The sequence below is a fragment of the Burkholderia sp. AU33803 genome (assembly GCF_002223095.1).
Taxonomy (GTDB): domain Bacteria; phylum Pseudomonadota; class Gammaproteobacteria; order Burkholderiales; family Burkholderiaceae; genus Burkholderia.
The window spans coordinates 416,241-438,659 of record NZ_NKFJ01000005.1 but is presented as its reverse complement, the minus strand read 5'-3'; the positions used below and the strand labels follow the sequence as shown (position 1 = coordinate 438,659).

At 68.0% G+C, this 22,419-nt stretch carries 17 protein-coding genes; 11 read left to right on the top strand and 6 right to left on the bottom strand.

Features of this window, described 5'->3' with window-relative positions; all coding sequences use genetic code 11:
• Positions 1-56: 56 nt before the first annotated feature.
• The 3 genes from CFB41_RS13895 to dacB form a co-directional block, all read right to left on the bottom strand.
• A complete protein-coding gene (locus tag CFB41_RS13895) occupies positions 57-1,187 on the bottom strand; it encodes an SGNH/GDSL hydrolase family protein (RefSeq protein WP_089456849.1) in 1,131 nt (376 codons plus the stop codon).
• Positions 1,188-1,282: 95 nt separating this feature from the next.
• Entirely contained in the window at positions 1,283-2,197 is a 915-nt protein-coding gene (locus tag CFB41_RS13890) for a sterol desaturase family protein (protein WP_089456848.1), read from the bottom strand.
• A 399-nt stretch (positions 2,198-2,596) separates the two neighbouring features.
• Complete coding sequence (gene dacB, locus CFB41_RS13885) at positions 2,597-4,129, bottom strand: D-alanyl-D-alanine carboxypeptidase/D-alanyl-D-alanine-endopeptidase (protein WP_089456847.1); 1,533 nt, start codon at positions 4,127-4,129, stop codon at positions 2,597-2,599.
• 186 nt (positions 4,130-4,315) lie between these two features.
• On the opposite strand from dacB, the gene CFB41_RS13880 reads away from it, so the two are divergent.
• The 6 genes from CFB41_RS13880 (at position 4,316) to CFB41_RS13855 (ending at position 9,695) form a co-directional block, all read left to right on the top strand.
• Entirely contained in the window at positions 4,316-4,978 is a 663-nt protein-coding gene (locus CFB41_RS13880; protein ID WP_021164091.1) for a response regulator, read from the top strand.
• Between the two features lie 3 nt (positions 4,979-4,981).
• A complete protein-coding gene (locus CFB41_RS13875; RefSeq protein ID WP_089456846.1) occupies positions 4,982-6,328 on the top strand; it encodes an ATP-binding protein in 1,347 nt (448 codons plus the stop codon).
• Between the two features lie 111 nt (positions 6,329-6,439).
• Positions 6,440-7,924 carry a DegQ family serine endoprotease gene (locus CFB41_RS13870; protein ID WP_089440919.1) on the top strand — a complete coding sequence of 495 codons (1,485 nt, stop codon included), beginning with the start codon at positions 6,440-6,442 and terminating at the stop codon, positions 7,922-7,924.
• A gap of 105 nt (positions 7,925-8,029) precedes the next feature.
• The gene (locus CFB41_RS13865; protein ID WP_089456845.1) at positions 8,030-8,467 is read left to right on the top strand and encodes a carboxypeptidase regulatory-like domain-containing protein; all 438 of its coding nucleotides are present in this window, start codon (positions 8,030-8,032) and stop codon (positions 8,465-8,467) included.
• 132 nt (positions 8,468-8,599) lie between these two features.
• Complete coding sequence (locus CFB41_RS13860; RefSeq protein ID WP_089456844.1) at positions 8,600-8,959, top strand: DUF427 domain-containing protein; 360 nt, start codon at positions 8,600-8,602, stop codon at positions 8,957-8,959.
• A gap of 28 nt (positions 8,960-8,987) precedes the next feature.
• Positions 8,988-9,695, top strand: coding sequence for a CoxG family protein (locus tag CFB41_RS13855; protein ID WP_089456843.1), 708 nt, complete (start codon positions 8,988-8,990; stop codon positions 9,693-9,695).
• 42 nt (positions 9,696-9,737) lie between these two features.
• Here CFB41_RS13855 and CFB41_RS13850 read toward each other — a convergent pair whose 3' ends face one another.
• On the bottom strand, positions 9,738-10,754 hold the full coding sequence (locus tag CFB41_RS13850) for a helix-turn-helix domain-containing protein (protein WP_089456842.1): 1,017 nt from the start codon (positions 10,752-10,754) through the stop codon (positions 9,738-9,740).
• A 152-nt stretch (positions 10,755-10,906) separates the two neighbouring features.
• Between CFB41_RS13850 and CFB41_RS13845 the strand changes: the two genes are divergently transcribed.
• Complete coding sequence (locus tag CFB41_RS13845; protein WP_089457195.1) at positions 10,907-11,572, top strand: cysteine hydrolase family protein; 666 nt, start codon at positions 10,907-10,909, stop codon at positions 11,570-11,572.
• 100 nt (positions 11,573-11,672) lie between these two features.
• Here CFB41_RS13845 and CFB41_RS13840 read toward each other — a convergent pair whose 3' ends face one another.
• Positions 11,673-12,314, bottom strand: a complete 642-nt coding sequence (locus CFB41_RS13840) for a TetR family transcriptional regulator (protein ID WP_089426224.1) — start codon at positions 12,312-12,314, stop codon at positions 11,673-11,675.
• 401 nt (positions 12,315-12,715) lie between these two features.
• Here CFB41_RS13840 and CFB41_RS13835 point away from each other — a divergent pair, with 401 nt between their 5' ends.
• The 3 genes from CFB41_RS13835 to CFB41_RS13825 are packed head-to-tail and all read left to right on the top strand — an operon-like array spanning position 12,716 to position 18,729.
• Entirely contained in the window at positions 12,716-13,990 is a 1,275-nt protein-coding gene (locus CFB41_RS13835) for an efflux RND transporter periplasmic adaptor subunit (protein WP_089456841.1), read from the top strand.
• 15 nt (positions 13,991-14,005) lie between these two features.
• Positions 14,006-17,206 (top strand): efflux RND transporter permease BpeB, encoded by a 3,201-nt coding sequence (gene bpeB / locus CFB41_RS13830; protein WP_039368427.1) that lies wholly within the window; start codon positions 14,006-14,008, stop codon positions 17,204-17,206.
• A complete protein-coding gene (locus CFB41_RS13825; RefSeq protein ID WP_089456840.1) occupies positions 17,206-18,729 on the top strand; it encodes an efflux transporter outer membrane subunit in 1,524 nt (507 codons plus the stop codon). Before bpeB ends, CFB41_RS13825 begins: the two co-directional genes overlap by 1 nt.
• A 422-nt stretch (positions 18,730-19,151) precedes the next feature.
• Here the strand turns inward: CFB41_RS13825 and CFB41_RS13820 are convergent, their stop codons facing one another.
• Entirely contained in the window at positions 19,152-20,528 is a 1,377-nt protein-coding gene (locus tag CFB41_RS13820; protein ID WP_179250042.1) for a nucleobase:cation symporter-2 family protein, read from the bottom strand.
• A gap of 439 nt (positions 20,529-20,967) precedes the next feature.
• On the opposite strand from CFB41_RS13820, the gene CFB41_RS13815 reads away from it, so the two are divergent.
• Complete coding sequence (locus tag CFB41_RS13815; protein WP_089456838.1) at positions 20,968-22,419, top strand: xylulokinase; 1,452 nt, start codon at positions 20,968-20,970, stop codon at positions 22,417-22,419.

Sequence of the window (22,419 nt, the reverse complement as noted above, 5' to 3'; positions counted from 1 at the left end):
AAACGCCCGACCGGCAAACCGGTCGGGCGTTTTCGTTTGGGCGCGTGGCCGGCGGCTTACTTGCCGACGCCGGACTTCGCGATCTGCTGTTCGACGAACTGCGCGAACAGCGCATGCAGGCGCGTCGTCGGGTGGACCGTGTCGGCGAACATGTAGGTTTGATCCGCGTTCGCGACCGTGTAGGTCTGCGGCGAGCAGAACAGCGACGAGCCGAATGCGGTTGCGTTCGCGACGCCGTACTGCGTGGCGGCCTGGACCATCGCCTTCAGGTTGCAGGCGGTGTCGGTGTTCGACACGGCGAAGCCGTTCGCCTTGTAGTTCGCGAGGATGCCGTCCTGCCACGTGAACGTGTCGAGCAGCACGTACTTGGTCGTGTCGACCTTGAGTGCCTGCAGCGTCGCGGCGAGCGTGCCGTTGAACAGCATCGACAGTTGCGTGAGGGTCGTCTGCGAGCCGCCCTGGAGCGCGAGCGGCGTGCCGCCGATATCCGGCACGTTCGACACGAACACGTGCGTCGCGCCGGCGGCGACGATCTGCTGCACGATGCCCGCGAGCTGTTGCGCGGCGGCGCCGATGTTCTGCTGCAGCTGCGTCGGCGTGATCGCGCCGGCCTGCAGTGCCGCGACCTGGTAGAAGATGTCGTTCGCGCCGCCGTTCAGCAGCACGATCTGGCCGGCGTTGAAGCTGCCGTGCTGCGACACGTACTGCTTGACCTGGTCGGCGATCGGCGTCGTGGTCGCTTGCGCGTAATCGGGGTTCGGCACGCTGGCGTCCGCGTGGCCGATGCCCGGCTGCTGCGTCACGCGCGAGCCGCCCTGAGCGTAGCCGAGGCCGCCGGTGGCCTGCAGCGGAATGCCGAAGCCGCCCTGGTTCGCGGGCTGCAGCGTGTCGCCGTAGTACTGCGCGACGTTCTGCGTCCACACCTGGCCCGGGTTGGTCGTGAAGCGGCCGCCGCCGAAGCCGAGCTTGATCTGCGAGTAGGTGCCCGCGTCGGACAGGCTGTCGCCGAACGACACGACCTGCATTTTCACGCCCGACGGCGGCGTGTTCGATGCGCTGTTGTTGTTGTCGTCACCGCCGCCGCCGCACGCGGCGAGCAGCGCGAGCGCGGCGCCGGCGATCGCGAGCTGCGCGGTGCGCAGCATGCGCTGACGGGTGCGGGCGGGTGCGTGTTGTTGTGTCTGCATCGTTCGATCTCCTCGTAGATATGGCCTGATGTGTTTCTCATCTGCCGCGTGCCTGCTCGGTTCCGGGCTGCGCGGCGGCCGTTGGCTGAAACGGTTCATTGGTCTCGCGCGGCCACGAGCGGCACGGTGCGCGGATCGGGGTTCGCGGCCTCGGCAATCTGCGCATGATAAGCGCTCGCCCATTCGGGCGGGCCGAAAATCGCGCGCAGCTTGTTGCGCCAGCCGTCGACGCGCAACGCGTCGCCGGCCATCGACACCCACTCGTGGAACGTCGCGACGAGCGGGTTGTTCGAGCCGAGCCGCTCGACGATTCCGTACTGCGGCGGATCGTCGGGCGTTTCCTCGACATAGCTGCCGAACAGGCGATCCCAGATCACCAGGACGCCTGCGTAATTGCGGTCGATGTAGCGCGGGTTGCGCGCATGGTGCGCGCGGTGGATCGACGGCGTGTTCAGCACGTATTCGAGCCAGCCGAGCTTGCCGATCGCCTGCGTATGCACGAAGAACTGGAACGCGAGGTTGATCAGCACGATGCCGACGACCTGTTGCGGCGGAAAACCGGCGAACGCGAGCGGCAGCCAGAACACCCACATCCCCGCGACCGGGTACATCAGGCTCTGGCGGAACGCGGTCGAGAAATTCATCCGCTCGGACGAGTGGTGCACGACGTGCGCGGCCCACAGCCAGCGCACGCGATGGCTCGCGCGATGAAACACGTAGTAGAGGAAATCCTGCGCGACGAACAGCACCGCGAACGACAGCCAGCCGTCCTGCCACGTGAACACGCGATAGTGCTGGTAGCAGTACGCATAGACGGGGATCACGAACAGCCACGCGAGCTTGTCGGCGCCCTGGTGCATCAGCGCGAGCGCCGCGTTGCACAGTGTGTCGCGCCACGCATAGACAGCGTCCTGCGCACGGGTGCGGGCGAGGTGCCAGGCCTCCCACGCGATGCAGAGCAGGAAGACGGGCGCCAGCGCGAGCAGAAGCAATTCGACGTCGAATCGCATGGGCGTGTCTCCTTCTTTCCCCTGCAAGCCTTGAGGCCGGGCGTATGGCCCGTTGTAGATATCGGTCAGGCCAACAGCCTACGCAATCGCCAAGCGCTAGGCGAGGGGGCAGCGTAGAGGGTTCCCTCTGAGGACAGGGTTTTTACGGAAGCCGCGCGGCACGGGGGCGGGCGGTGCGGCCCTGTTTTGCGGGCGTGGGTGGCGCGCGGTGTGTCGCGCGCCGGTGGCGGCCGGCGTTTCAAACCGGGGAGGGCGGGATTCGGTGTGCGCAGGGGCCGGCAGGCGGCCCCTGCGGCGCGTCAGGGCGACACGTTGCGCGGCGGCGCCCGATGCCGAGGCGGGCCGACGCGCGCCGGCAGCAGGCCGCCGGCGTGCCTTATGTCACGGCGCGCGGCAACGTCAGTGCGCGCCGGCGTAGATCCACTCGAGCAGCGAGTCGTGCGCGGCGCGCGCGGCTTCCGCGTGATCGTTGTTGATGAAGCTCACGACGATGTAGCTCTGGCCGTCCGCACCGGCGACGTAGCCGGCGATCGCGCGCACGTCGCGCAGCGTGCCGGTCTTGATGTGCGCGTTGCCGAGCACGCCGGCGTTGGTGAGGCGGTTCTTCATCGTGCCGTCGATGCCGGCGATCGGCAGCGAATCGACGAACGCCTGCGCGACCGGGCTCGCGTTCGCGGCCTGCAGCAGCGCGGCGAGCGACAGCGCGCTCACATGTTCTTCGCGCGACAGGCCCGAGCCGTTCTCGAGCACGAGGTCGGGCATCGCGATGCCGTTCTTCTGCAGGAACGCCTGGATCACGCGGCTCGACTGCTCCGGCGTCGCGGGCGGCTTGCCGCTGACCGCCCCGATCGTCAGGAACAGGTTGCGCGCCATCACGTTGTTGCTGAACTTGTTGATGTCGTAGACGATGCTGCCGAGCACCGGGCTGTGATGCACGGCGAGGGGCCGCGCGGCGGTCGGCACCTTGCCCTCGCTCACCGGCCCGGCGATCGTGCCGCCGTCCTGCTGCCACAGCGCGAGGAAGCCGCGCGCGAAGAACGTCGTGTGATCGAGGATCGCGAGGTTGGTCGTGTGCGCGCCGCAGCGCAGCGGGTAGTCGCCCGCGAACGAGGCGGTCATGATCCCGCCGCCGGCCGTCAGCGTCGGGCGCGCGGCCGCGGCGGCCGCGCTGCACGAGCCCGAGCCTTCGACCAGCTGGTTGTCGATCGACAGGTCCGCGAGCGGCGGCAGCACGTCGACGGCCACCTTGCCGTCGTCGCCCGGCGTGACCGTGAACGACACGGCCTTGAATGCGTACAGCAGCGGATCGGGGCCGACGTTGTACGGCGCGCTCGCGTCGTCGTCGAACGACGGGAGATCGCGCGTCGAGGTCGCGAAGTAGCTCTTGTCGAGCACGAGGCCGCCGGCCACGCGCTTGACGCCGGCCTTGCGGAGCTTGTCGACGAGATCGATCAGCTCTTCCGGCACGAGCTTCGGATCGCCGGTGCCCTTGATGTACAGGTTGCCCTGCAGCGTGCCGTCCGGGTCGACGGTGCCGTCCGTGTAGGCGGTGGTGCGCCAGCGGTAGTCGGGGCCGAGGATCGACAGGCCCGAGAAGGTCGTCACGAGCTTCATCGTCGAGGCGGGCATCATCGGCCGGCTCGCATTCCACGCGATCAGCGGTTCGGGATCGCCGACGCGCTCGACGACGACGCTCATCGCCGACGCCGGCACCTTCGCGCGCTGCAGCGCGACGAGCACCGACGCCGGCAGGCCGGCCGCGCGTGCGGCCGGCGACACGACGGCCGTCTTGCGTGCTTCCTTGTGGGATTTCTTGCGGGCCTGCGCGGGCGGCGCGAAGGCGAGGGCCGTGCAGGTGGCGACGATGGCGGCCGCCTTCAGGCAGACGCGGGCACGGGGGGCGAACCGGGTGGAAAGATCGGAAATCGGCATGAGCGAATACGGGGGAAGCACGACGTTCGGGCAGGGCGCGCGCGGCGCCAAAGCGCACATTGTAGAGACAAGTCCGGACAGCCCCCTTGCAATCCGCCTTTCTGTTGCATTGCACGGTGCCGCGCGCCCGGTTCGCGGCGCTACAATGGTCGGCGTGTTTGACTCGCCCCATGGATGCCTGTCCCGATGCGGATTCTGCTTGTCGAAGATGATCGAATGATTGCCGAAGGCGTGCGCAAGGCGCTGCGCTCGGACGGCTTCGCAGTCGACTGGGTGCAGGACGGCGACGCCGCGCTGACGGCGCTCGGCGGCGAGACGTACGACCTGCTGCTGCTTGATCTCGGCCTGCCGAAGCGCGACGGCATCGACGTGCTGCGCACGCTGCGCGCACGCGGGCTGGCGCTGCCGGTGCTGATCGTCACCGCGCGCGACGCGGTGGCCGACCGCGTGAAGGGGCTCGACGCGGGCGCCGACGACTACCTCGTCAAGCCGTTCGACCTCGACGAACTGGGCGCGCGGATGCGCGCGCTGATCCGCCGCCAGGCCGGGCGCAGCGAATCGCTGATCCGCCACGGCGCGCTGACGCTCGATCCCGCTTCGCACCAGGTGACGCTCGACGGCGCGCCCGTCGCGCTGTCCGCGCGCGAATTCGCGCTGCTCGAGGCGCTGCTCGCGCGGCCCGGCGCGGTGCTGTCGAAGAGCCAGCTCGAGGAGAAGATGTACGGCTGGGGCGAGGAGATCGGCAGCAACACGGTCGAGGTCTACATCCACGCGTTGCGCAAGAAGCTCGGCTCGGACCTGATCCGCAACGTGCGCGGGCTCGGCTACATGGTCGTCAAGGAAAGCTGACGCGTGAGGTCGATTCGTCATCAATTGCTGATCTGGCTGCTCGCGATCGTCGTCGCGGGCGTGGGCCTCGCGGGCTGGCTCATCTACCGGCAGGCGCTCGCCGAAGCGAACGAACTGTTCGACTACCAGTTGCAGGAAATCGCCGCGGCGTTGCCGTCCGAGCCGTTCTCGCAGGTGTTCGGCTCGCGCACCAACGGCGACGAAGGCATCGTGATCCAGATCTGGAACCGCAACGGCGTGCTGATGTACTTCTCGCATCCGCGTGCGCCGATCGCGCCGCGCGCGGAGCTCGGGTTCTCGACCGAACGCACCGATCGCGGCGAATGGCGCGTGTACGGCGCGATCGTCGGCGACAACGTCGTGCAGCTCGCGCAGCCGCTGTCGGTGCGCAACCGGCTCGCGGCGAACGTCGCGCTGCGCACGCTGTGGCCGCTGATCGTGCTGTTGCCGTTCCTCGGCGCGGCCGTGTGGGTGATCGTCGGTCGCGGGCTCGCGCCGCTCGGCCGCGTGACGCGCGCGGTCGAGGCGCGCCGGCCGGAAGCGCTCGATGCGCTGCCCGATGGGCGCCTGCCGCTCGAGGTGCAGCCGCTCGTGCGCGCGCTGAACGGGCTGCTCGCGCGGCTGGCGGCCGCCCTCGACACGCAGAAGGCCTTCGTGGCCGATGCCGCGCACGAACTGCGTACACCGCTCGCGGCCGTGCAGATCCAGGCGCAGCTCGTCGCCCGGGCGAAGGACGACGCGTCGCGCCGCGAGGCGATCGCCGATCTCCAGGATGGCGTGTCGCGTGCGACGCGCCTCACCGAGCAACTGCTCGCGCTCGCCCGCGCCGAACCGGATGGCGCGACGATGCGCGAGCCGGTCGACCTGCAGGCGCTGCTCGCCGAATGCGTGGCCGCGCTTGCGCCGCTCGCGCAACGGCGCGACATCGATCTCGGCTTCGAGGAGACGCGCGCGGCGAGCGTCGTCGCGGACGTCGGCGCGCTGCGCGTGATGTTCGGCAACCTGCTCGACAACGCGGTGAAGTACACGCCGGACGGCGGCCGCATCGACGTATCGCTGACCCGCGACGCGGCCGGCCGCGCGTGCGTGCAGATCGGCGACAGCGGGCCCGGCATTCCGGCCGACGAGCGCGAACGCGTGTTCGACCGCTTCTACCGCGACAGCTCCGCGCGGGCGCGCACCGACGTGTCGGGCAGCGGGCTCGGTCTCGCGATCGTCAAGCGCGTGGCCGCGCAGCAGGGCGCGACGGTGTCGCTCGGCGACGCGGCCGCGGGTGGCCTGCTCGTCAGCGTCGTGTTTCGCGATGCCGAGATGCCGGCCGAGGCGCCGCAGCCGTCCGAATCCGTGTGAAGCACGACCCTGCGCGGGCGCCGGTAGCCGCTTAAGCCCCGCTTAAGGCTGATTAAGCCTCCTTTAAGTCAGGGTCGTTACGCTGCGTCCTAACAAAGAGGAGGTCCTACGATGAACACCCGATTCCTTGCGCGCGGCGCCGTCGCGGTCGCCGTGGCGGCCGCCCTGTCCGCCGGTTATGTCGCCGGCACCCACCGCGCCGATCCGCAGATCATCACGCCCGCGCAGGCCGCCGCATTGATGCCGGCCGAAGCGGCCGCGAAGACCGGCATCCCCGATTTCTCCGGGCTCGTCGAGACCTACGGCCCGGCGGTCGTGAACATCAGCGCGAAGCACGTCGTGAAGCAGGTGTCGCGGCGCGTGCCGCAGCCGCAACTGCCGATCGATCCGAGCGACCCGTTCTACCAGTTCTTCAAGCACTTCTACGGCCAGGTGCCGGGCATGGGCGGCGACGCGCAGCCGGACGACCAGCCGAGCGCGAGCCTCGGTTCCGGGTTCGTCATCAGCTCCGACGGGTACATCCTCACCAATGCGCACGTGATCGACGGCGCAAACGTCGTCACGGTCAAGCTGACCGACAAGCGCGAATACAAGGCGAAGGTCGTCGGCTCCGACAAGCAGTCCGATGTCGCGGTGCTGAAGATCGACGCGAGCGGCCTGCCGACCGTGAAGATCGGCGATCCGGCGCAGAGCAAGGTCGGCCAGTGGGTCGTCGCGATCGGTTCGCCGTACGGCTTCGACAACACGGTCACGTCGGGCATCATCAGCGCGAAGTCGCGCGCGCTGCCGGACGAGAACTACACGCCGTTCATCCAGACCGACGTGCCGGTGAACCCCGGCAACTCGGGCGGCCCGCTGTTCAACCTGCAGGGCGAGGTGATCGGCATCAACTCGATGATCTACTCGCAGACGGGCGGCTTCCAGGGCCTGTCGTTCGCGATCCCGATCAACGAGGCGATCAAGGTGAAGGACGAACTCGTGAAGACGGGCCACGTGAGCCGCGGCCGCCTCGGCGTCGCCGTGCAGGGGCTGAACCAGACGCTCGCGAGCTCGTTCGGGCTGCAGAAGCCGGACGGCGCGCTCGTCAGCTCGGTCGATGCCAACGGCCCGGCCGCGAAGGCCGGCCTGCAGCCGGGTGACGTGATCCTGTCGGTCAACGGCTCGCCGGTCGCCGATTCGACGTCGCTGCCCGCGCAGATCGCGAACCTGAAGCCGGGCTCGAAGGCCGACCTGCAGATCTGGCGCGACAAGTCGAAGAAGTCGATCAGCGTGACGCTCGGCGCGATGGCCGACGCGAAGCTCGCGTCGAACGATGGCGGGCCGGTCGAGCAGGGGCGCCTGGGCGTCGCGGTGCGTCCGCTGTCACCGCAGGAGCGCAGTGCCGCCAACCTGTCGCATGGCCTGATCGTGCAGCAGGCCGGCGGGCCGGCCGCCAACGCGGGTATCCAGCCCGGCGACGTGATCCTCGCGGTCAACGGCCGTCCGGTCACGAGCCCCGAGCAGTTGCGCGACGCGGTCAAGGGGGCGGGCAACAGTCTTGCTCTGCTGATCCAGCGCGATAATGCACAGATCTTCGTGCCGGTCGACCTGAGCTGACCGGCGACGGCCGACGGCCGGCCAGGCCGGCCGCGGCGGGCGCCGCCGCCGTACTGAAGGTGTGGCGCGGCGCCCTGTATGTGTTCCGACCCCAAGGAGAGAGCCATGCAATATCTACGCAACGTGTCCCGATTTGCCGTCGCCGCGGCGCTGGCCGCCGGCCTCGCAGCCGGAGCGACCGGCGCGTACGCGCAGTCGGACGGCTTGCCCGCCGCGCGCCAGCAGGGCGACGTCACCTTCGTGTCCGGCGGCGTCGGGCTGGACGAATCGACGGCGTTCCAGCGCAACGAGCCGAGTTGGCCGCTGGCGCTGCGGTTCACCGGCAAGGGCGGTGAGTTCCTGGCCGACGTCCACGTGCGGATCGTCGACAGCAAGGGTGCCGAAGTGCTGAAGACCGACGCGCGCGGGCCGTACATGCTCGTGAAGGTGCCGCCGGGCCGCTATACGGTGCAGGCGTCGTACCAGGGCAACGAGGAATCCCACGCCGTCACGGTCAGCGCGAAGGGCGGCGCGAAAACCGCCTTCCAGTGGAGCGCGCAGTAGCCCGCCGAGCGCGGCCCCGGCCGGGGTTGCGCATTCGGCTGCGGTTTCGCCCATAATGAAAGCCACGGCACTCGTGCCGTGGCTTTTTCGTTTCCTGAGTCCGGCCTGGCCGGGCCGCCCCAAGGAAAAACGATGTCCGACGCAGCCGACCCTCGTCTCGAAATCGTGCCGAACCGCCATCGCGTGCGCGTGATCCATCGCGGCATCACGTACGCCGATTCGCACGGCGCGTTGACCGTGCGCGAAACGGGCCTGCCGGACACCCACTACCTGCCGCGCAGCGACGTCAACATGCGCCGGCTCGTGAAGTCGGGCGTCACGTCGGCCTGCCCGTTCAGGGGCGAGGCCGTGCACTTCGACTTGCAGACCGAAGACGGCGTGATCGAGAACGCCGCATGGAGTTACGAGGCACCGAAGGCGGCCGCGTTGGCACTCGCGCACTACGTTGCCTTCGACGCCGCACGGATCGACAGTCTCGTCGAGACGTCCTGATGCGGCGCGTGTTCATCGGGGAGGCGTCATGGAACTGAACGACACGTTACGCATACCGCTCGCCCCGCCCGTCGTGCGGGAGGCATTCGAGGATCTCGCGTTGCTGCGCGCGAGCTTCGACCATTGCGAATCCTTCGTGAAGCTTGCGCATGGCGAGTTTGCGCTGACGATCACGGTGCCGCTCGGCCCGCTGCGCGCCCGCTACGACGTGCGCGCGCATGCGGCCGCGGAGCAGGGCGACGCGGAAGGGCAGCCGCGCCGCGTGCTCAACTTCAAGGCGCGGGCCGACGGGCTCGGCGCGCTGCGCGGCCAGGTCGAACTCGTGTTGATGCCGGATGACGATGCCAACGCCACGCGCATCGAGTATGTGGTCTGGGCGACGGCGAGCGGCCCGCTCACCGAGCTGCCGGGGCGGCAGATCGAAAATACGCTGCGCGAATGGACCGACGATTTCTTCCGTGAATTCTGCACGGTCGTGCAGGCGAAGCACGGTCTTGCACCGAATCGTGCACGCTCGGCCGTGCCACGGCGCCAGCACGTGTTCCTGCGGCCGGCGTCGCTGGTGGCCGCGACGAAGCGTGCGCTGCCGCCGCACCTTGGCGGTGCGCTGAGCGGGCGTGCCGCCAGCGCGCTCCCGCATCGCGGCGCCGGCACCGTGCCCGTGTGGGCGTGGGCCGCGATGATCGTCTTCGTCGCGCTGCTGCTGTACGCGGCGCGCTGGATCAACGGCGGCTGAGCGGCCGGACGGCTCCGCCGCGAGGCCTGCTCGCCGCGCGCGTTACCGCACGACCTCGGCGCCGGCTCCGGCGCCGCGAAATTCCCTTCGATACGCCGACGGCGACGTGCCGAGCGCGCCCGCGAAATGCTGGCGCAGCGACACGCTCGACCCGTAGCCGGCCGCCTGCGCGATCGCATCGATCGATTGCCCGGTGGTTTCCAGCAGATGCTGCGCGCGCGCGAGCCGCTCGGCCTGCAGCCATGCGGTGACGGTCGTGCCGGTCGCCTGACGGAAGTGGCGCGTGAACGTGCGCCGGCTCATCAGCACGCGTTCGGCGAGCGAATCGACGCTGTGTGCGGCGTCGAGGTGGGCGCGCACCCAGTCGAGCAGGTCCGCGAGCCGCGCATCGCGCGGGTGCGCGGCCACCGGCTGCGGCACGTACTGCGCCTGCCCGCCCTGCCGGTGCGGCGGGATCACGAGGCGGCGCGCGATCTGGTTCGCGGCGTCCGAGCCGAAGCGCAGCCGGACGACGTGCAGGCAGCAGTCGAGCCCGGCGGCCGTGCCGGCCGACGTCATCAGGTTGCCGTCGTCCACGTACAGCACGTCCGGATCGAGCTTCACGCGCGGAAAGCGTTGTGCGAAGTCGTCGGCCCACGCCCAGTGCGTGGTGGCCGGGCGGCCGTCGAGCAGGCCGGCCGCGGCGAGCACGTAGGCGCCGAGGCACAGCCCGACGAGCTGCGCGCCACGTGCGGCGGCCGTGCGGACGGCGTCGAGCAGCACGTCGGGCGGCGCTTCGTCCGGGTCGCGCCAAGCCGGCACGATGACGATGTCCGCGTCGTCGAGCCCATCGAGCCCGTACGGCGCGGTGATCGTGAAGCCGCCCGTCGTCGATAGCGGACCACGTTCGGCCGAGCAGACGCGGAACTCGAACGCGGGCGAGGCGGCCGCGTCGCGTTCCTTGCCGAATACGACCGACGGCACCGAGAGATGGAACGGGCTGATGCCGTCATACGCGATCACGGCAACGACGGTCGGAGCAGGCTGGGCGGTCCGGGTGGGCGAGGCGGCGGCGGTCATGGCGGGCTTCGGAGTGGCGATGGCCCGATTCTATCGAAGAATGGCTATCGGGCCACTGTCCCCGTGAGCGATGCGCGCCGACAATGCATCGCATCGCGCCGCTGGCCGTCCCGTTCCGGGGCGGGGCCGCGCCACCGCACCAGGAGCCCGTCATGTCGAACGCCGTCCCGCCTTCCGCTTCCCAAGCCGTTCCCCGTCGCGCACTGATCGTGATCGACGTCCAGAACGAATACGTGACGGGCAACCTGCCGATCGACTATCCGCCGCTCGACGTGTCGCTCGCGAACATCGGCCGCGCGATCGATGCCGCGCATGCGGCCGGCGTGCCGGTGATCGTGGTCCAGCACGTCGCACCGGCCGGCGCGCCGATCTTCGCGCCCGGCTCCGACGGCGTCGCGCTGCACGCGGTCGTTGCCGGCCGGCCGTATGCGCACCTGATCGAGAAGAAGCAAGCAAGCTCGTTCGCCGGAACCGACCTCGCCGCGTGGCTCGACGCGCACGGGATCGACACGCTCACGGTGGCCGGCTACATGACGCACAACTGCAACGCGTCGACGGTTTATCACGCGGCGCATGCGGGGCTGAATGTCGAGTACCTGAACGACGCGACGGGTGCGCTGCCGTACGAGAACGAAGCAGGCGCGGTAAGCGCCGAGGAGATTCACCGCACGTACGCGGTCGTGTTCCAGTCGAATTTCGCGGCCGTGATGTCGACCGACGCGTGGATCGCGGGACTGGCCGGTGCGCCGATGCCGACGCGCGATTCGGTCGTCGCGTCGAACCGGCGGGCCCGCGCGCAGCGCACGACGGCGGCCTGAAACGGAAGGGAGAGGGGGAGGGCGCGGGCAGCGCGTTGGCGCGGCCCGGCGCGCCGCCCGATGAAGCAAACCACCCCGCAAGCGCGCGCTCGTTGCGCGGTCAGTCGCCGTCCTTCAGCATCGCCGGGCTGAAGCGCAGCATGTCGAAGCAGCCGTCGACGAGCTTTTCCGCATGCTGCTCGGCGTCGATTTCGTCGGGCAGCATCAGCATGTCGCGCACGAAACCGCTGACGAGCGTGTGCAGCATCAGCGTCGCGCGCCACGTATCGAGCCGCTCGGGCAGCAGCTTGAGCCGCACGGCCCCCGCGAGATCGGCATCGATCGCGTGCAGCGCCTCGCTCATGCCCGCACGGTTGCGCTGGAGCAGCGGCTCCAGATCCGCGACGTACTCGCACTTCATGAACAGGATGCTGAACACGCGGCGCAACTGCGCGTCGCGCTGCACGCCGAGCAGGCACCAGATCAGGATCTGCCGGATCTTCTCGAGCGGATTGCCGCCCGGCGCGTCGAGCGGCATCCGCTTCAGCTCGTCGATCGGCAGAAACACGCGGTCGAACATCGCGTCGAACAGTTCGCTCTTGTTCGCGAAATGCCAGTAGATCGCACCGCGCGTCACGCCGGCGTGCTGGGCGATGTCCGCGAGCGACGTGTGCGACACGCCCTTCTCGAAGAACACGTGTTCGGCGGCGTCGAGAATGCGGTTACGCGTCTCGAGCGCCTCCTCCTTGGTACGTCTGACCATGTGCAGGCCTGATTGGAATGATCGTAGGTGAATATAGGGTCTGCAACCCTCTGCGCAGTCATATAGACTGGCTATGCTTGCGGCTGGTAACAATCTGTAAGACTGGACAGCGGGCGGGGCACAAACGGGCTTTTTACATACATTCATGAATGTATATACAATACCACCCTACGATCGAATGACCCAAGTGGCAATCAGTTAATATCCCACTCTGCTGATTCCCGCCCAAGTTCCAGTCCGCAGTGCGGGGCAACCTGTCGGCACGGAGGTTTCGTGCCGCTTGCTGTATCTGGCAGTCCAGTATTTCAGGTGTTCGATCTGCGCCGTGAGGCGCATCCGTGTCGCGCTCCCTCCGGTGGGGTGCGGCACTTATTCCATTGGTTATACACAGAGGTCGCTCCATGCGCGTCGAACGGGTTCCATACCGCTTAATCACTGTCGCGACGGCCGCCGTTTTCCTGGCCGCGTGCGGGAAAAAAGAATCGGCACCGCCGCCGCAAACGCCGGAAGTCGGCGTCGTCACCGTCCAACCGCAAGCCGTACCGGTCTTCAGCGAACTGCCGGGCCGCACCAGCGCATTCCTCGTCGCGCAGGTGCGCGCACGAGTCGACGGCATCGTGCTGCGTCGTGAATTCACCGAAGGCACCGACGTCAAGGCCGGCCAGCGCCTGTACAAGATCGATCCGGCGCCGTACATCGCCGCACTGAACAGCGCGAAGGCAACGCTCGCGAAGGCGCAGGCGAACCTCGTCACGCAGAACGCACTGGTCGCGCGCTACAAGGTGCTGGTGGCCGCGAACGCGGTCAGCAAGCAGGACTACGACAACGCGGTGGCCACGCAGGGCCAGGCCGCGGCGGACGTCGCGGCCGGCAAGGCGGCGGTCGATACCGCGCAGATCAACCTGGGCTATACCGACGTCGTGTCGCCGATCACCGGCCGTGTCGGCATTTCGCAAGTGACGCCGGGCGCCTACGTGCAGGCGAGCCAGGCGACGCTGATGTCGACGGTGCAGCAGCTCGATCCGGTGTACGTCGACCTCACGCAGTCGAGCCTCGAAGGCCTGAAGCTGCGCCAGGACGTGCAGAGCGGCCGCCTGAAGACGAGCGGCCCGGGCGCCGCGAAGGTGTCGCTGATCCTGGAAGACGGCAAGACCTACTCGGAAGCCGGCAAGCTGCAGTTCTCGGACGTGACGGTCGACCAGGCCACCGGCTCGGTGACGATCCGCGCGGTGTTCCCGAACCCGGGCCGCGTGCTGCTGCCGGGCATGTTCGTGCGCGCACGGATCGAGGAAGGCGTGAACGAGAACGCGTTCCTGGTGCCGCAGATCGGCGTCACGCATGACCAGAAGGGCCAGGCGATCGCGATGGTGGTGAACGCCAGCAACAAGGTCGAGCCGCGTCCGCTGAAGACCACCGGCATGCAGGGTCCGAACTGGATCGTCGAAGGCGGTCTGCAAGCGGGCGACCACGTGATCGTGCAGGGCGGCGAGAAGGTGCGTCCGGGTGCGACCGTGAAGTCGGTACCGGCACAGCTCGCACCGGCGGCCGCAGCCGCATCGGGCGCCGCCGCCACCGCCGCGCCGGCTGCCGCCGGTTCCGGCGCCGCTGCCGCTTCCGGTGCTGCCGCATCGGGCGCCGCGCCGGCGAGTGCTGCCGCTGCTTCGAGCGCGCAATAACAGGGAGCCTGTTTCATGGCAAAGTTTTTTATCGATCGCCCGATCTTCGCGTGGGTGATCGCCATCATCCTGATGCTGGCCGGGGTTGCGGCGATCTTCACGCTGCCGATCTCGCAGTATCCGACGATCGCGCCGCCCTCGATCCAGATCACCGCGAACTACCCGGGCGCTTCCGCGAAGACGGTGGAAGACACGGTGACGCAGGTGATCGAGCAGCAGATGAGCGGTCTCGACAACTTCCTGTACATGTCGTCGACCAGTGACGACTCGGGCAACGCGACGATCACGCTGACCTTCGCGCCGGGTACGAACGCCGACATCGCACAGGTCCAGGTGCAGAACAAGCTGTCGCTCGCGACGCCGATTCTGCCGCAGGTCGTGCAGCAGCTCGGTCTCTCGGTGACGAAGTCGAGCAGCAGCTTCCTGCTGGTGCTCGCCTTCAACTCCGAAGACGGCAGCATGAACAAGTACGACCTCGCGAACTTCGTGGCGTCGCACGTGAAGGACCCGATCAGCCGGTTGAACGGCGTCGGTACCGTCACGCTGTTCGGCTCGCAGTACGCGATGCGGGTCTGGCTCGATGCGACGCGCCTGACGAACTACGGCCTCACGCCGGTCGACGTGTCGACCGCGATCTCCGCACAGAACGTGCAGATCGCTGGCGGCCAGATCGGCGGCACGCCGTCCACGCCGGGCACGATGCTGCAGGCGACGATCACCGAATCGACGCTGCTGCAGACGCCCGAGCAGTTCGGCAACATCCTGCTGAAGGTCAACCAGGACGGCTCGCAGGTTCGCCTGAAGGATGTCGCGAAGCTCGAGCTTGGCGGTGAAAACTACAACTTCGACACCAAGTACAACGGTCAGCCGACCGCGGCACTCGGTATCCAGCTCGCGACCAACGCGAACGCGCTGGCGACCGCGAAGGCCGTGCGCGCGAAGATCGACGAACTGGCGCCGTTCTTCCCGCACGGCCTCGTCGTGAAGTACCCGTACGACACGACGCCGTTCGTGAAGCTGTCGATCGAGGAAGTGGTCAAGACGCTGCTCGAAGGTATCGTGCTGGTGTTCCTCGTGATGTATCTGTTCCTGCAGAACCTGCGGGCGACGATCATCCCGACGATCGCGGTGCCGGTCGTGTTGCTCGGCACGTTCGCGATCATGTCGATGGTGGGCTTCTCGATCAACACGCTGTCGATGTTCGGCCTCGTGCTCGCGATCGGCCTGCTGGTGGACGATGCGATCGTGGTGGTCGAGAACGTCGAGCGGGTGATGGCGGAAGAGGGCCTGTCACCGAAGGAGGCGACCCGCAAGGCGATGGGCCAGATCACCGGCGCACTCGTCGGCGTGGCGCTCGTGCTGTCGGCGGTGTTCGTGCCGGTGGCGTTCTCGGGTGGCTCGGTCGGCGCGATCTATCGTCAGTTCTCGCTGACGATCGTGTCGGCGATGGTGCTGTCGGTGCTCGTCGCGTTGATTCTGACGCCGGCCCTGTGCGCGACGATCCTCAAGCCGATCCCGCAAGGGCATCACGAAGAGAAGAAGGGCTTCTTCGGCTGGTTCAACCGCACGTTCAACAACAGCCGCGACAAGTATCACGTCGGCGTGCACCACGTGATCAAGCGCTCGGGCCGCTGGCTCATCATCTACCTCGTCGTGATCGTCGCGGTCGGCCTGCTGTTCGTGCGCCTGCCGAAGTCGTTCCTGCCGGATGAAGACCAGGGCCTGATGTTCGTGATCGTGCAGACGCCGTCGGGCTCGACGCAGGAAACGACCGCGAAGACGCTCGCGAACATTTCCGACTACCTGCTGAAGGACGAGAAGGAAATCGTCGAATCGGCGTTCACGGTCAACGGCTTCAGCTTTGCCGGCCGCGGCCAGAACTCCGGTCTCGTGTTCGTTCGCCTGAAGGACTACTCGCAGCGTCAGCATGCGAACCAGAAGGTGCAGGCGCTGATCGGCCGGATGTTCGGGCGCTACGCGGGCTACAAGGACGCGATCGTGATCCCGTTCAACCCGCCGTCGATTCCTGAACTCGGCACCGCTGCCGGCTTCGACTTCGAGCTGACGGACAACGCGGGTCTCGGCCACGATGCGCTGATGGCCGCACGTAACCAGCTGCTCGGGATGGCCTCGAAGGATCCGACGCTGCAGGGTGTGCGTCCGAACGGCCTGAACGATACGCCGCAGTACAAGGTCGACATCGATCGCGAGAAGGCGAACGCGCTCGGCGTGACGGCGGATGCGATCGACCAGACGTTCTCGATCGCCTGGGCGTCGAAGTACGTGAACAACTTCCTGGATACCGACGGCCGGATCAAGAAGGTCTACGTGCAGGCAGACGCACCGTTCCGGATGACGCCGGAAGACCTGAACATCTGGTACGTGCGCAACGGGTCGGGCGGGATGGTGCCGTTCAGTTCGTTCGCGACCGGTCACTGGACGTACGGTTCGCCGAAGCTCGAGCGCTACAACGGTGTGTCGGCGATGGAAATCCAGGGTCAGGCCGCACCGGGCAAGTCGACCGGTCAGGCGATGGCTGCGATGGAACAGATCGCGAAGAAGCTGCCGGTCGGTATCGGCTACTCGTGGACGGGCCTGTCGTTCCAGGAAATCCAGTCCGGTTCGCAGGCGCCGATCCTGTACGCGATCTCGATCCTCGTCGTGTTCCTGTGTCTCGCGGCGCTGTATGAAAGCTGGTCGATCCCGTTCTCGGTGATCATGGTGGTGCCGCTCGGCGTGATCGGTGCACTGCTTGCGGCAACGATGCGCGGCCTCGAGAACGACGTGTTCTTCCAGGTCGGCCTGCTGACGACCGTGGGCTTGTCCGCGAAGAACGCGATTCTGATCGTGGAGTTCGCGCGCGAACTGCAGATGACGGAGAAGATGGGGCCGATCGAGGCCGCGCTGGAAGCGGCGCGCCTGCGGTTGCGTCCGATCCTGATGACGTCGCTCGCGTTCATTCTCGGCGTGATGCCGCTCGCGATCAGCAACGGCGCGGGTTCGGCCAGCCAGCACGCAATCGGTACGGGCGTGATCGGCGGGATGATCACGGCGACGTTCCTCGCGATCTTCATGATCCCGATGTTCTTCGTGAAGATCCGCGCGATCTTCAGCGGCGAGAAGGAAGACGTCGACGAGGCGCTGCGCCTGGCTCAGGAGCACTCGCACCACGAAGAGAAGCCGGGCAACGGCGACGAAGGCAACAAGGGACAGTGATGATGCAAAAACACGCTTTGACTGCAATCGCGGTCGCGCTCTTTGCCACGGGCTGCACGATGGCGCCGCATTACAAGCGGCCCGACGCGCCCGTCGCGCAGGCGTACCCGGCCGGCGGCGTCTACGCGACGCAGCCGGGTGCGGCCGGCGCGCGCAGCGCGAACGGGCAAGCCGCAACCGCCATCGGCTGGCGCGAGTTCTTCGTCGATCCGCGCCTGCAGCGGCTGATCGAGATCGCGCTGAAAAACAACCGCGACCTGCGCGTGTCGGTGCTGAACATCGAGGCGGCGCGTGCGCAGTACCAGATCACGCGCGCCGGGTTGTTCCCGACGCTCGACGGTACGGGCACGGGCAATATCCAGCGCGTGCCGCAGGGTCTTTCGCAGACCGGCGCGCCGTACATCTCGCGCGCCTACAACGTCGGGCTGTCGGCGTCGTGGGAGCTCGACCTGTTCGGCCGCGTGCAGAGCCTGAAGGATCAGGCGCTCGCGCAGTACCTGTCGACGTCGTACGCGCGGCAGGCGTCGGAGATCTCGCTGGTGTCGCAGGTGGCGGATCAATACCTGACGCTGCTGTCGACCGACGATCTGTTGAAGGTCACGGAGAACACGCTGAAGACGGCGCAGGACTCGTACAACCTGACGAAGCTGCAGTTCGACAACGGCACGGGCTCCGAGCTCGAGCTGCGTCAGGCGCAGACGGTGGTCGAGCAGGCGCTGTCGAACCAGCAGGCGCAAGCACGGGCACGCGCGCAGGCGTTGAACGCGCTGGTGCTGCTGATCGGCGAGCCGCTGCCGGACGATCTGCCGGCGGGCATGCCGCTCGACGCGCAGAACCTGCTGACGGACGTGCCGGCCGGGTTGCCGTCGGATCTGCTCACGCGTCGTCCTGACGTGATGCAGGCCGAGCAGACGCTGCTGGCCGCGAACGCGAACATCGGCGCGGCGCGCGCGGCGTTCTTCCCGAAGATCTCGCTGACGGGCGCGTTCGGCACCGGCAGCCCGACGCTCGGCGGCCTGTTCAAGGCCGGCACGGCGGCATGGTCGTTCGCGCCGCAGATCGCGTTGCCGATCTTCGAAGGCGGCTCGAACATCGCGAACCTCGATCTTGCGCACGTGCAGAAGCGCATCGAGATCGCGAACTACGAGAAGGCGATCCAGACGGCGTTCCGCGAAGTGTCGGATGGCCTCGCCGCACGCGGCACGTACGACCAGCAGATCGCGGCGCTCGAGCGCAACGAGCACGCGCAGCAGCGACGCTTCGACCTGTCGGACCTGCGTTACAAGAACGGTGTCGACAGCTACCTGTCGGTGCTGACCGCGCAGACGGATCTGTATTCGGCGCAGCAGACGCTGATCAGCGCACGTCTGGCACGCTGGACGAACCTGGTGACCCTCTATCGAGCACTGGGCGGCGGCTGGATTCAGCGCGCCGGCGAAACGCCGCGCGCGCCGGATGCACCGGTCGACTACGACAAGGCGGCCGCTCCGGCGCCTGCGTCGGCAACGGCGACGAACGGGTAAGCGCAAGGAGGGGCCGGCGTGGTTTCGATCGCGCTTGTCCTTCGAACCGGCTGGTTGCAGAATCGAAAACGCCACGGACGAAAGTCCGTGGCGTTTTCTTTTGCGTAGTCGATTCGTGCGGCGCGAAGACGGTTGGGGTGACGATGCGCGTATCGGATTCCGGTGCCGCTTATTGCGCCGGACCAGCCATCCTGCTTGGCCAACCGGCATCATCGCGCCGCGCCCGCGGGCGACCCGCTTTCACGCGCCATAACCGGCTGTTCCGCCGTTCTACCATCCAGTTGTCCGCCTGTCCGAACGCCCGGCTGTCCGACCGATCATCGCGCAGCTTCCCGCTCCCGCAAAACAAAACGCCACGGCATGCCGTGGCGTTTTTCGTTACCGCTTACCGCTTCTCCGCGCCGTCGTCCGGCGCGAGGCGATCAGTGATGCACGTCGGCGGGGCGGCCATCGAAGTCGTGTCCGGCGCGGCGGATGTCGCAGCGCGCGTCCTTCTCGCCTTTCACGCCGTTGAACACGATGTTCAGGATCACGGCCGTCGCCGATGCCAGCAGGATGCCGCTGTGCAGGATCGGCGCGAGCGCGGGCGGCAGCTTCGAGAAGAAGTGCGGCGACACGACCGGCACGAGCCCCATGCCGACGCTCACGGCGACGATGAACAGGTTGTGCGTGTTGTTCACGAAGTCGACCTTCGACAGCACCTTGATGCCGTTCGCCGCCACCATCCCGAACATCACGATGCCCGCACCGCCGAGCACGAACGGCGGCACCGAGGCGACGACCTGCGCCATCTTCGGGAACAGGCCGAGCAGCACGAGGATCACGCCGCCGGTGGCGCACACGAAACGGCTCTTCACGCCCGTCACGCCGATCAGGCCGACGTTCTGCGAGAACGACGTATGCGGGAACGAGTTGAAGATGCCGCCGATCAGCGTGCCGAGGCCGTCGACGCGCAGGCCGCGCACGAGGCGCTCCTGGTTGACCGGACGATCGACCATGTCGCCGACCGCGAGGAACATGCCGGTCGATTCGATGAACGTGACGAACATCACCGTGACCATCGTCACGATCGACAGCGGGTCGAAGTGCGGCAGGCCGAAGTGGAACGGCATCACGAAGCCGACCCACGGTGCGTGCGCGACGCCGTCGGTATTCACGCGGCCGATCGCGAAGGCGATCGCGAAGCCGGCGACGATGCCGAGCAGCACCGAGATGTTCGCGATGAAGCCGCGGCCGTACTTGTTGATCAGCAGGATCAGCGTGAGCACGAGCAGCGACAGGCCGAGATAGACGGGGCTGCCGTATTCGGGGTTGCCGACGCCGCCGGCCGCCCAGTTGATGCCCACTTCCATCAGCGACAGCCCGATCACCGCGATCACGGTGCCGACGACGACGGGCGGGAAGAACCGCAACAGCTTGCCGATCGTCGGCGCGAGCACGATGCCGATGATGCCGGCCGCGATGGTCGAGCCGAAGATGTCGAGGATGCCGAGGCCGGGGTTGGTGCCGATCGCGATCATCGGGCCGACTGCCGCGAACGTGCAGCCCATGATGACGGGCAGGCGGATCCCGAAGATCCACAGGCCGAGCGTCTGGATCAGCGTGGCGATGCCGCACGAAAACAGATCGGCGCTGATCAGGAACGCGATCTGGTCTTTCGGCAGCTTGAGCGCGGCGCCGACGATAAGCGGCACGGCGACAGCGCCGGCGTACATGACGAGGACGTGCTGCAGGCCAAGCGTTACCAGCTTGCCGGTCGGCAGCACCTCATCGCACGGATGGACCGTGTTCGATTGCATCTGTCTCACTCCATGATCTTGTTTTCGGGGTGATACGAAATTATTCGGAATGAATCCATGCAACAAGAGTGCTGGGTTCTATTCCGTTCTTTGCTGGTTCGATATGCCATTTCGGCATGGAACAGGGTGTCGATCATCGGGAAACAGCCGCAGGAGTGAGGTTCCCCGGTTTTATAGCCCTTCAAAATAGCGCTGGCCCCCGTGTCAAATATAGGCCGCTTTATGGTGTGTATCGGGCGGCCGGCATAGTGGCAAAAAGTGCCTGGGAAAAATCGTGCCGGGTTAACCCGCGAACGGCTGCTTTTGCCCGCAAGGTGCAGCCGGGTGGAACCCGGCCGGCGGCCGCGTTTTCGGCCTGCCGCGGTAGCGGCAAAAAACGGGGCGCGCATCACGATCCCGTTATCATCGACATCCGTTCATTCGAATTCGCCCTCACGTCATGCGCCTGCTCGGAATCGACCTCGGCACCGGCTCCGTCAAACTCGTCACGCTCGATGCCGACGGCGTCGAGCGGGCGGTCGCGAGCGAACCTTATGCGCTGTCGTCGCCGCAGCCCGGCTGGGCGGAGATCGCGCCCGATACGTGGTGGCAGGCGCTCGTGCGCGCGGCCGCGCGGCTGCCGGCCGACGAGCGCGCGCAGGTGGCGGCGATCGGATTCTCGGGGCAGATGCACGGTGTCGTGCTGATCGACGCGGCCGGGCAGCCGGTGCTGCCCGCGCTGCTGTGGCCCGACACACGCGCGGTGCGCGAAGCGGAGGCGGGCGATTGGCACACGGACGGCTTGGCCGTCGCACCCAACCCCGTTGCACCGGGCATGGCCGGCCCGCTGTTGCGCTGGCTGGCCACGCATGAGCCCGAAGCGCTCCGCACCGCGCGCTGGGCCGTGCAGCCGAAGGACTGGTTGCGCATCGCGCTGGGCGGCGACGTCGCCGCCGACCCGAGCGATGCGTGCGCGACCGCGCTCGCGACGCCCGACGGTGAGTGGGATCTCGCGATGATCGACGCGCTCGGCTTGCCGGCCGACCGGTTCGCACCGGTGCTTCCATCGACGGCGCGCTGCGGCGCGCTCGGCGCGCAGGCGGCCGCAGCGCTTGGCCTGCCGGCCGGCGTGCCGCTGGCGACGGGCGCGGCCGACACCGCATGCGCGGCGCTCGGCAGCGGGCTCGCCGCCGCCGGCGACGCGCTGCTGACGACCGGCAGCGGCGGCCAGATCGTCGTGCTCGCGGATGCGCTGCCGCCCGCGCGACGCGGGCTGCATCGCTATCGTGCGGCGGCCGGAGGCGGCTATTACACGATGGCCGCGATGCAGAACGTCGGGCTCGCGCTCGAAGCCGTGCGCGGCTGGCTCGGCTACGCGCAGTGGGCCGATGCGTATGACGACGCGTTCGCCCATGCGGCATCGGAACGCCTGTGCTTCCTGCCGTACCTGACGGGCGAGCGTTCGCCGTGGATGAACCCCGACGCGCGCGGCGGCTGGCTCGGCCTCGGGCTCGGCGACACGCGCGGCGCGATGATGCGCGCCGCGTTCGAAGGTGTCGCGTTCGCGTTGCGCGCCGGGCTCGATGCGATCCGAGATGCCGAGCGCGGCGATCCGGTCGCGGTGCTGCGTCTCGCGGGCGGCGGCTCGGTCGATCCGCGCTGGCGCCAGCTGCTGGCCGATGCGCTCGGCGCGTCGCTCCACGCGATCGACTGCCCGAACGCCGCGACGCGCGGCGCCGCGCTGCTCGCGGGCGTCGCGATCGGGCACTGGCGGGAGGATGCGCTGCACGCGCTGGCGCCGGCCGCGTCGCCGGTTGCCGCGCCGCGCGACGATCGCGCGCTGGCCGCGCGCCACGCACGCTTCGTCGATCTGTATGCGCGAACGGATGCATGGTTCACGACGGGCGTTTAA

Bases quoted from the DNA above. Each gene is read 5' to 3' on its own strand.
- CFB41_RS13895 (WP_089456849.1), bottom strand. From the start codon at position 1,187: ATGCAGACACAACAACACGCACCCGCCCGCACCCGTCAGCGCATGCTG.
- CFB41_RS13890 (WP_089456848.1), bottom strand. From the start codon at position 2,197: ATGCGATTCGACGTCGAATTGCTTCTGCTCGCGCTGGCGCCCGTCTTC.
- dacB (WP_089456847.1), bottom strand. From the start codon at position 4,129: ATGCCGATTTCCGATCTTTCCACCCGGTTCGCCCCCCGTGCCCGCGTC.
- CFB41_RS13880 (WP_021164091.1), top strand. From the start codon at position 4,316: ATGCGGATTCTGCTTGTCGAAGATGATCGAATGATTGCCGAAGGCGTG.
- CFB41_RS13870 (WP_089440919.1), top strand. From the start codon at position 6,440: ATGAACACCCGATTCCTTGCGCGCGGCGCCGTCGCGGTCGCCGTGGCG.
- CFB41_RS13865 (WP_089456845.1), top strand. From the start codon at position 8,030: ATGCAATATCTACGCAACGTGTCCCGATTTGCCGTCGCCGCGGCGCTG.
- CFB41_RS13860 (WP_089456844.1), top strand. From the start codon at position 8,600: ATGTCCGACGCAGCCGACCCTCGTCTCGAAATCGTGCCGAACCGCCAT.
- CFB41_RS13855 (WP_089456843.1), top strand. From the start codon at position 8,988: ATGGAACTGAACGACACGTTACGCATACCGCTCGCCCCGCCCGTCGTG.
- CFB41_RS13850 (WP_089456842.1), bottom strand. From the start codon at position 10,754: ATGACCGCCGCCGCCTCGCCCACCCGGACCGCCCAGCCTGCTCCGACC.
- CFB41_RS13845 (WP_089457195.1), top strand. From the start codon at position 10,907: ATGTCGAACGCCGTCCCGCCTTCCGCTTCCCAAGCCGTTCCCCGTCGC.
- CFB41_RS13840 (WP_089426224.1), bottom strand. From the start codon at position 12,314: ATGGTCAGACGTACCAAGGAGGAGGCGCTCGAGACGCGTAACCGCATT.
- CFB41_RS13835 (WP_089456841.1), top strand. From the start codon at position 12,716: ATGCGCGTCGAACGGGTTCCATACCGCTTAATCACTGTCGCGACGGCC.
- bpeB (WP_039368427.1), top strand. From the start codon at position 14,006: ATGGCAAAGTTTTTTATCGATCGCCCGATCTTCGCGTGGGTGATCGCC.
- CFB41_RS13825 (WP_089456840.1), top strand. From the start codon at position 17,206: ATGATGCAAAAACACGCTTTGACTGCAATCGCGGTCGCGCTCTTTGCC.
- CFB41_RS13820 (WP_179250042.1), bottom strand. From the start codon at position 20,528: ATGCAATCGAACACGGTCCATCCGTGCGATGAGGTGCTGCCGACCGGC.
- CFB41_RS13815 (WP_089456838.1), top strand. From the start codon at position 20,968: ATGCGCCTGCTCGGAATCGACCTCGGCACCGGCTCCGTCAAACTCGTC.